Genomic DNA, 8684 nt, shown 5'->3' with positions numbered 1-8684 from the left:
TGAGAATGCAGCACACAACGTCGCGGCAGGACAGGGCGGGATCCCCCGCCCCCGGCGAACAGCCGGTGCCGGAGGGGTGACGGCGGCCACCGGCCCTTCGAGCGCCCGTGAACCTCAACCCACACGGGTTGGAATCCCCCTCTTTTAAGAGGGGGAGGATGTCAATTCATCGACGGCAAGTGGTACGTCTGCTTCGCATCGCCCTCGACCGGGCGGATGCGACCTACTACGCGGAACAGCCCTCGGAGATCCCACTGACGGGCGGCCCGCAGCACGGCGTCGGCCAGGACCTCCAGACGGTACTCGCCACGGCGACCGCGAGCCGGGGAAGCGCCGCATGGTCTCCTCGGAGTCGGCCCCGCCGGAGTCCGAGAGCCCGCCTCGCGGGGCCCGAGGCTAGACTTTCGAGCACGAGACGGACGCTCTCGGATCGGTGAGTGCAGATGAGCAGCAGTCCCGCCGACGCTCCCATTCCCCGGTCGGCCGGTATCGGCAACGGGCCCCGCGTCTCCCGGCAGGAGTTCGACGCGCTCTTCGAGGCGGTCCGCACCTGGGGCCGCTGGGTCCCGGCCGACCGCGGTGCCTGGAACCGTGTCACCCCGGACCACGTACGGCGGGCCACGGCCCGGGTTCGGTCGGGGAAGGTCGTCCCGATGGCCCTGCCCTGGAACACCCGGCCCGGCCCCGACAACCGCAAACCCGCCCTGCACCACATGACCGACCTCGGCGACGTGGAGCCCCCGGAACCCTCCATCCACAAGGACTTCCTCGCCGTCGACTACCACGGCAAGGGCGTCACCCATCTCGATGCGCTGTGCCACGTCGCCTATCGGGGGCAGCTGTACGACGACCGGACGGCACGCGAGGTCATCGACGCGGCGGGCGCCCGTTTCGGCGGGGTGGCGGCCCTGGGGCCCCTCGTCACCACGGGCGTCCTCCTCGACCTCCCTGCCGTCCTCGGCGTCGGCTGGCTGGAGCCCGGCCGGGCCGTGCACGCGGAGGACATCGTCGCGGCGGAGAAGGCGCTCGAAGTGACGATCGGCGAGGGCGACGCGGTGCTGCTGCGCTCCGGGCACGCCCGCCGCCGCCGGGAACTCGGCCCCTGGGACGCCGACACGGCGAGTGCGGGGTTGCACGTGGACGCCGTCCCGCTGCTGGCCGAGCGCGGCATCGCCCTGCTCGGCGGCGACGGCGACAGTGACGTACGGCCCTCACCCGTGGACGGTGTGCACTCGCCGGTCCATGTGCTCACCGTGACCGCGATGGGGGTGCCGCTGCTGGACAATCTGGACCTGGAAGCGCTCTCTGCCGCGACGGCGGAGGCGGGGCGGTACGCGTTCCTGCTCGTCGTGGCGCCGCTGAACGTTCCGGGCGGTACGGGCTCCCCCGTCACCCCGGTCGCGGTCCTGTGAGAGAAGAGTGTTCACGATATCGAGAATGCTGCTCTCGGCAGACGAGGCCGCCCGGAGCGCGTAGTGGCTCGGTGTCCTGGCGGCGGCTTCAGACGCTGTAGCCGCCGTCGACCCCCAGCGCCTGACCCGTGATGAACCCGGCCCGGTCCGAGGCGAGGAACGCGACCGCCTCCGCGATGTCTGTCGCGGTGCCGAACCGGCGCAGCGGAATGTTGCGGCGGGTGACGGCAAGGGCCTCTCCGTCCAGTTCCCCGGAATCGATCAGGCGTGCAGCGATGCCGTCGTTGAGCATGCCGGGCGCGACACAGTTCACGCGCACGCCGTAGCGCCCCTCCTCGGCGGCAAGCGCCCGGGCAACCGCCTCGACCGCGCCCTTCGCACCCGAGGACAGCCCGTCACGGACCGGGAACCGACGGGTGGCGACGGTGGTGACGGCGACGATGCTGCCCCGGGTCTCGCGCAGCAGGGGCAGAGCGGGATGGACCAGGTTGAAGAACGCGACCGCGTCGCCCTCGAGTTGGGCGCGGTACTGGCTCGGCGGCACCCGGCTCAGGTGCACCATCGGCACGTGCGGGCCCGCCGCGTACACGAGCGTGTGGATTCCGCCGTACGTCTTCGCGGCTCCGGACACGGCCCGCGCCGTGGCCGACTCGTCACTGAGATCGACCCGGAGAGCCATGGCCTGGCATCCGTATCCCTTCACCTCGGCGATCAGGGCCTGCGCCACCTCCTGGTTGGCGCGGTGGGTGAACACCACGTCGCTGCCGCGCCCGGCCAGGATCCGTACGACCGCCGCGCCGATGCCGCCGGTGCCGCCCGCCACGAACGCGGCCCCCGGCCTGCTGGAGAAGTCCTGCACCGTGCCGCCTCACAGACCCGGGGACTTGGACAGGGATATTCCAGCATGCAGCCATGGCCGCCGAACAGTTGCTCCCCGGGGCCTCGGCCGCAGTCGGACCATCAGTCGCGGGTGATGGCCGGCGCGATGTCCTCGTGGCGCTCGGCCGAAGCCGTGCTGCGGAGGGCGGCCTTGGCCGTCTGCTTGCCGCAGAAGGCGGAATCGAGCGTACGGGCCATGGTGCTGAGCACGGACGCGTTGTTGGAGGTGTTCGCGACGGCCGTGATGCTGCGACTGCCGTCCTTGGAGGTGAACGAGTAGGTGTAGTACCCCTGGACGGTACCGGTGTGACCCACTACCGAGATGCCGCAGGACAGGTCCCGGCGGCGCAGTCCGAGTCCGTAGCCCTGGGTGCTGTTGACCTTCGTCCACCGTTCCATCTGCGTCAACTGCGTGGCGGAGATCAGCTTTCCGTTCACCAGTGCCGAGAAGAACGTGTCCAGATCACGGGTGCTGGAGATCATCGCGCCCGCACTCTGCGCCCAGGACACGGTCTGCTCGGTCGAGTCCACGAGCGCCGCACCGGCCTTGTCGGGAGTGAGGTAGCCGTTGGCGTGCTGCCCCGGGATCGCGGTGTCCGGGTGCACGTAGAACGTGTCCTTCAGCCTCAGCGGCTTGATGATCCGGTTCGCGTACTCCGTCTGCACGGAATGCCCCGTCAGCTTCTCGATGAGCATGCCCGCGACCACAAAGTTGGTGTTCGAGTACGAGTAGGCGGCTCCTGGCGCGTTGGTGAGCGGCTTCTTCAGCGACAGCTTCACCAGATCCCGGTAGGAGAAGACCTTGTTGCGCACCGCCTCGAAGCCCGGCACGGTTTGCGCGAACATGTCGTTGGTGTAGTCGTACAGCCCGCTGCGGTGGCTCATCACGTGCCGGACCGTGATCCGGTCGTCCGGCAGCAGTCCGGGCAGATACGAGTTCACCGACGCGTCCGGTTTCAGCCTGCCCTCGTCGACGAGTTGCAGCAGGACGACGGCGGAGAAGCTCTTGGTGACGCTGCCGACCCGGAAGCGGTCCGTGGTGGCGATGGCTCGCCCGGTGGACCTGTCGGCGACACCCTCGGCCGCCGTGTACACCGTGCCGTTGTCGTCGATCCGCGCCATCGCGCCCGGAGCGCCCTTCGACAGTGCCGTGTGCAGTACGCCGTCAAGACCGGTCATGTCGGGGGCCGGCAGCGACCGCGCCGTGACCGTCCTGGTGGCGGCATCGGGGGTGGCGGCGTGTGCGGGGGCCGCCAGGAGGGACAGCAGGGCCGTGCCGAGCACCGGACCCTTGCCCACCATTGCTGAGACCATCAGCTGTTCTCTCCCACTTTCCTTCTCCCCGTGCCGGGTTCCGGCACGGACCACGCCACGGATACGGGCGACGGCACCATCTCTACGCGTCGTACGGAAGGGCGGGTTGCATCGACGCGGTGAAGTCGCCGAGGAGGGTGAGTGAGTCGGGAGTCTCGATGAGTGGGTTGACGGTCTCAGCCGCCGAACAACTGGGTCCAGTACGTCCCGGCCCGGCCGCCTCCCGCGAAGCCGACGCCCATATGGGTGAAGGCCGGCTTGAGGATGTTGGCCCGGTGTCCGGGGCTGTCCATCCAGCCGCGGACGACCTCGGCGGGGGAGCGCTGGCCGCAGGCGATGTTCTCGCCCACCGTGCGGTGGCGGGACCCCGCGGCGGCCGCACGGTCCCAGGGCTCACGGCCGTCGGGCGAGGTGTGCGCGTAGAACGCGCGGGCCACCATGTCAGCGCTGTGCGCCTGGGCCGCGGCGGTCAGCAGGGGATCCCCGGCGAGCGGCGGCAGACCGGCCGCGGCTCGCTCGGCGTTGGTCAGCGCGATCACCTCGTCGGCCGTTCGCGCCAGTCCGGCAGCGGTGAACGGCCGCGCCCACAGCGCCGTCCAGAACAGGTCGCCCGAGCGGCCCCCGGCGACGTACGCCAGGCCGGTCTGGGTGAACGCCGGTTCGCACACGGTGCGGCGCGAGCGCTCGTCGGAGAGGCAGTACTCCACGAACTCGGCCGGGGTGCGCGGACCGGAGACGATGTGCTCGCCGACGGTCAGATAGGCGTACCCGCCCGCGGTGATCCGCTGGTAGACGGATGTGCCGTCCGCGCCCTCGGTGGCGAGAGTGCCGCGGGCGGCCATGTCGGCGGCATGCGCGTGCGCCGCCGCGGCGAGCCGCGCGTCGAGTGACACGGCAGGGGAACCGGCCCTGGCCCGCGCAAAGTTGACGAGAGCGAGGAAGCCGTCGGGAGAGGGCGCGTGCGTGGGCTTCGGAGCGGTGGGAGGTGCCGGAGTTGCGTCCTCCGTCACCTCCACCCCGAAGTCGCGTGCCACGCCCGCGAGTCCGTCCGCGTACCCCTGCCCCAGCGCGCGCAGCTTCCAGCCCGTGCCCCGCCGGTACAGTTCGGCGAGCAGCAGCACGGTCTCCCGCTGCGCGGGATGCGGTGGCGTGAAGCGGGCGACGGCGCGGCCGTCCGGGCCTGTCACTTGCAGCGTCGGGGCGGGCAGAGTACCCAGGTGCAAGGACGGATCAGCGGGGCTGACGACCAGGGTGACGCGATCCGCCCCGGCCCGCAGCCCGGGTGGATGCACGGTGAGTTCCTCGCCGAGCAGGCGGACGCCGGGCGCGGACGGCTGGTTGTAGAACACGAAGTCCGCGTCGCCGCGCACCTTGCCGTCGGAGTCCGTGACGATCGCGGAGACGTCGAAGGGCCCCGGCACCCTGAGCGTCAGGGTGCCGCCAGGCAGGGGCAGATTGCCCCCGGGAACCAGCTCGCTCATCCGCCGCCCGCTCGTCCGTACCGCTGCCGCGACGCGGGCGGTCAACCGCCGCGCCGCCCGTCAGTCGGTCAACGCGCCGCCGCCGCGCCCGGGTTCCCGCACCGGTACGGCGGCGCGCATCGACCTGAGAGCCAGCAACAGGACGCCGATGTCGTCCAGATAGATGGGATCGGGCAGCAGATCCGTCGGCAGCACCAGGTAGAGGACGGCGCCCCAGAAGACCCAGCGGGGCCCGGTCGGCAGTCCGGCGCGGCGCAGGTCGCGGCGTGTGCGGACCAGCCGCACCAGCACGGCGACCGCCACGCCGAGTACGGCGGCAGCGAGGGCCGCGATGAAAATGATCACGGTCCGGCTTGTGGAGTCCATGGGCTGCTCCGGGCATCCGTAGGAGTCGTCCTCTCCTACGGATGCCCGGCTTCGCGGTGGACAGTGCCCGTGTGCGTCCGAACGCCGCACATGGGCCGGGAGTGCAGTGGTGGTGGGCGCCGCCGTCAGTGGCCGGCGCGTGCCACGCTGCTCTCCATCAGGGCTTGGCTGACCGCCCGGACGCTGCGGGCGATGTGCTGGAGCTGCATGACCTCGGCGGCGTACATCTTGATGGTGTGCTCGATGACCGACTCCGGGAGACCGAGCCCGGGCAGCTCCGCGCGGGCGGTCTGCAGCGCGGTGCGGGCGACCCGCACCTCGTGCTGCACCTGGATCTGCGCGTGCCGGGCGAGCAGGACCGGGTGGCGGATCAGGGCCGGGTAGCTGGCGTAGCGCGCGGGCACGAGTTCGCGCAGCCACTTGGCCGCCGATCGCTCCCAGTCGTAGCTGCCGGGTGTTTTGACCTGGCACGGCCAGTCCGAGCTGATCGGCGAGTACGTCATCAAGGCCATGATCGATCTTCGCTTCCGGGTCACGTCGGCTCAGGGTGCTGCGGCAACTCTGGGGGCGGCTCCGGTCTAGGGGAGGGCCGGAGCCGCCGCCAAGGACGCCCGCGCAGCCGGGCCCGGCCGGACACTCGAAGCCCGTGGGTAGGAGCGGACGGCCTCGGTTGTCCGTACGGCGTCACCCGGTGGTCCCGGGTCACGATCCGACGAGCAGTATTTATATATACCGGCGGATACGCAAGAACATGAAAAAATTCATCGGTGAATTGGTGGAATTCGTCCCGTCATGTGAGGCGCCTGGGACGGCGAACGGAGGGCGTCACGCAAGAGACGGCGCCGGAAACGGGTGAGGGAACCGGCCTCAGTCCTTGAGGAAGAACTGGTGCTGGTCGGCGATCTGCTCGTACTCCTCCAGCCGGGCCTGGGTCCGCTCCGGGTCGGCGTCGGTCATGGCCTGCAGAAGGGCCGCGGCCATCAGGCCGGGGGCCGCGTACGAGTCGAAGACCAGGCGCGAGCCGGTTCCGGTGGCGAAGACGACATCGGCCTCGTCGGCGAGCGGCCCCAGCCCCAGATCCGTGATCAGGGCGACCTTGAGCCCCGCACTGCGCGCCACCCGAACCGCGGTCAGGCTCTCCTGGGCGTGCCGCGGCATCCCGAACGCCAGCACCCAGGTGCCGCCCGCCTCCCGGGACTGGAGCAGCGCGTCGTAGGCGACGGTGCCCCCGCGTGTCACCAGCCGCACGTCCGGGTGGATGCGCCGGGCCCCGTACGCGAAGTACTCGGCGAGCGAGCCGGAGATCCTGAGGCCCATCACGGTCAGCGGCGTCGACTCCGACAGTGCCCGTCCGATCCGGATCACCTCGTCCGGATCGGCGAAGTCCCGGCGCAGGTTCTCCAGGTTCTCGATCTCGGCGTCCACGGCCGCCTGCAGCTCGTTGCTCCGGTGCTCCGCCAGGGTGCCCGGGCTGCCCAGGGTGCCCAGGGCGATGGACTGGAGCTTCTCCCGCAGCGCCGGGTAACCGCTGAAGCCGACGGCCGCGGCGAAACGGGTCACCGAGGGCTGGCTGACCCCCACCCGCTCGGCGAGATCCGTGATCGACAGGAACGCGGCCTCGGTGATGTGCTCGATCAGATACTGGGCGATCCGGCGATGCCCGGGGGACAGGCGGGGGCCGTCGAACAACTCGCGGAGCTGGGACGTCGGGGCAGCACCCGCCTCCGGGGCCGTCTTGCCCGCGGTGATCGCAGATGCCTGCGCGCGTGCCTTCTGCGGCGATGACACCGGACCGCCTCCTTCATGTCCCAAGGACCTTCAACATAGCTCACCCACCGTGCTGACCAGGGGCCTTACCGCCCACATCGCGGACAGCGGCCCGACAGGCGGGCCCGCCGCTTCGGCCGTACCGTCGTGCATGGGGGACTCGGGGGTGGGGTACCCGCGTCGGTCATCGAAGGAGAGGAGCGGCCGTGAACTCGCCCCTATCGCATGCACCACAGGTCGAGGTCGTGGTGAGCGACTGCTCGGCGGCGGACGCCGGGAGCCTGTTCGCCGAACTGTGCCGCCGTTTCGGCTCGGACCGCGCCGCCGACGAGGCACCACACGAGACCCAGGGGTCCCGGCCCACGATGTGGACCGGGACGTTCGACATCTCCGCCACCCCCGGCGCCTCCGGGCGGGCGGCGCCGCCACCGTCCCTGTCGGGTCCGGTGACGGCCGAGCTGCAGGGCGAGCCCCGGGCGGTGGAGCGTCTGCGCCGCGCCCTGGATGAGACGTTCGTCGTGCACCAGCTGGGCGTGGTCGCCGGCGATCAGGAGGTCGACGTCGAGCTGCGGCTGGAGAGCCGGGCGCGGGCCTGAGGCTCACACCCTGGCGCCTGCCTTCACGCCGTTGCGAGGAACGAGGAAGACCGGCGCGGTCGGGAGGGAAACCGTCCGCCGCGCGCCCCGGTCGGCGGGACCACGTCCGTGCGCAGGACGGACGCGTCGTTACAGGTGCCGCCAGGTCCCAGGAGTTGCCGCTGGAAACGGTGCGGAGCCGAGGGCGACGGCGCGCCCGTCCGTGACGGACAGGGCCCGCCGGTGAGTTGCCTGCCCGCCGGAGATGTCCATGTCGAAGCCCGTGCCCCGATGGCGGAACGTCGTGCCGCGCGTCAGCGTCAGGGCGACCGGGCTGTCGTCGTCGGTGATGCCGTGCGCCGCGTTCCCGAAGACGATCGAGTTGCGCAACGTGTGCGCCGGGGCGGGGCTGCCGCCGCCGAGCTCGAAAATCGTTGCCGCTGCCCGCGAAGCCGGGGAAGGTCCAGAGGCTGAAGCCGTTGCGTACGCGACGGTGCCCTACGTGCCCCTGCGTATGGCGATGACGTCGCCCGGCTTCGCCGCGTCTACGGCCTACTGGTGGTCCGTAACGGCCTGCTGGATGGTCGGTAACGGGTGAGCGAGCGATCCTGGGGCGCAGTCGTCGCCGTCCACGGCCACGACGACGGCCGGTGCGGCGGCTGCCGCGGTGCCCGCCGCGACCACGGCCGGTCCCGCCGTCATGGCGGCGCACCGCCCGCTGCCGGACCCCGCGCTGGGCAACTCTCCGCACCCCTCCGGACCGGGCGCCCGGCGAGGGGGCGCCCAGGTCCCGGGAGGTCGCCGGTGTGGCCAGTGGGTTCATGGTGCCCGCCCGCCCGTCACCCCGGTACGCGCCGTGGGGGGGGGGGGGCGCGCCGCCCCCGAAGGGA

The 8684-nt window shown here is 71.4% G+C and carries 10 protein-coding genes; 2 read left to right on the top strand and 8 right to left on the bottom strand.

Annotated features, from left to right (window positions below):
* Positions 1-443: 443 nt before the first annotated feature.
* Complete coding sequence (locus tag ABT186_RS46665) at positions 444-1412, top strand: cyclase family protein (protein WP_351930497.1); 969 nt, start codon at positions 444-446, stop codon at positions 1410-1412.
* 88 nt (positions 1413-1500) lie between these two features.
* Here the strand turns inward: ABT186_RS46665 and ABT186_RS46660 are convergent, their stop codons facing one another.
* The 6 genes from ABT186_RS46660 to ABT186_RS46635 all read right to left on the bottom strand — a co-directional run bounded on the left by ABT186_RS46660 (position 1501) and on the right by ABT186_RS46635 (position 7240).
* Positions 1501-2271 carry an SDR family NAD(P)-dependent oxidoreductase gene (locus ABT186_RS46660; protein WP_351930495.1) on the bottom strand — a complete coding sequence of 257 codons (771 nt, stop codon included), beginning with the start codon at positions 2269-2271 and terminating at the stop codon, positions 1501-1503.
* A gap of 101 nt (positions 2272-2372) precedes the next feature.
* The gene (locus ABT186_RS46655; RefSeq protein ID WP_351236860.1) at positions 2373-3605 is read right to left on the bottom strand and encodes a serine hydrolase domain-containing protein; all 1233 of its coding nucleotides are present in this window, start codon (positions 3603-3605) and stop codon (positions 2373-2375) included.
* 176 nt (positions 3606-3781) lie between these two features.
* Entirely contained in the window at positions 3782-5086 is a 1305-nt protein-coding gene (locus tag ABT186_RS46650; RefSeq protein ID WP_351930493.1) for a CAP domain-containing protein, read from the bottom strand.
* Positions 5087-5146: 60 nt separating this feature from the next.
* Positions 5147-5452: a YkvA family protein gene (locus tag ABT186_RS46645; protein ID WP_351236856.1), complete on the bottom strand. Its 306-nt coding sequence runs from the start codon at positions 5450-5452 to the stop codon at positions 5147-5149.
* 125 nt (positions 5453-5577) lie between these two features.
* Positions 5578-5964 carry a hypothetical protein gene (locus ABT186_RS46640; protein WP_351236854.1) on the bottom strand — a complete coding sequence of 129 codons (387 nt, stop codon included), beginning with the start codon at positions 5962-5964 and terminating at the stop codon, positions 5578-5580.
* Positions 5965-6319: 355 nt separating this feature from the next.
* Positions 6320-7240: a MurR/RpiR family transcriptional regulator gene (locus tag ABT186_RS46635; protein ID WP_351236852.1), complete on the bottom strand. Its 921-nt coding sequence runs from the start codon at positions 7238-7240 to the stop codon at positions 6320-6322.
* Between the two features lie 185 nt (positions 7241-7425).
* On the opposite strand from ABT186_RS46635, the gene ABT186_RS46630 reads away from it, so the two are divergent.
* Positions 7426-7815 carry a hypothetical protein gene (locus ABT186_RS46630; protein WP_351236850.1) on the top strand — a complete coding sequence of 130 codons (390 nt, stop codon included), beginning with the start codon at positions 7426-7428 and terminating at the stop codon, positions 7813-7815.
* A gap of 129 nt (positions 7816-7944) precedes the next feature.
* On the opposite strand, the gene ABT186_RS46625 is transcribed toward ABT186_RS46630, so the two are convergent.
* Both ABT186_RS46625 and ABT186_RS46620 read right to left on the bottom strand, forming a co-directional pair.
* Positions 7945-8184 (bottom strand): hypothetical protein, encoded by a 240-nt coding sequence (locus tag ABT186_RS46625; protein ID WP_351236848.1) that lies wholly within the window; start codon positions 8182-8184, stop codon positions 7945-7947.
* A 162-nt stretch (positions 8185-8346) separates the two neighbouring features.
* Entirely contained in the window at positions 8347-8496 is a 150-nt protein-coding gene (locus tag ABT186_RS46620; RefSeq protein WP_351930491.1) for a hypothetical protein, read from the bottom strand.
* Between the last annotated feature and the right edge of the window lie 188 nt (positions 8497-8684).

Source organism: Streptomyces sp. NPDC001634 (assembly GCF_040298185.1).
Lineage (GTDB): Bacteria > Actinomycetota > Actinomycetes > Streptomycetales > Streptomycetaceae > Streptomyces.
This window is presented reverse-complemented; position numbering and strand designations above follow the sequence as displayed.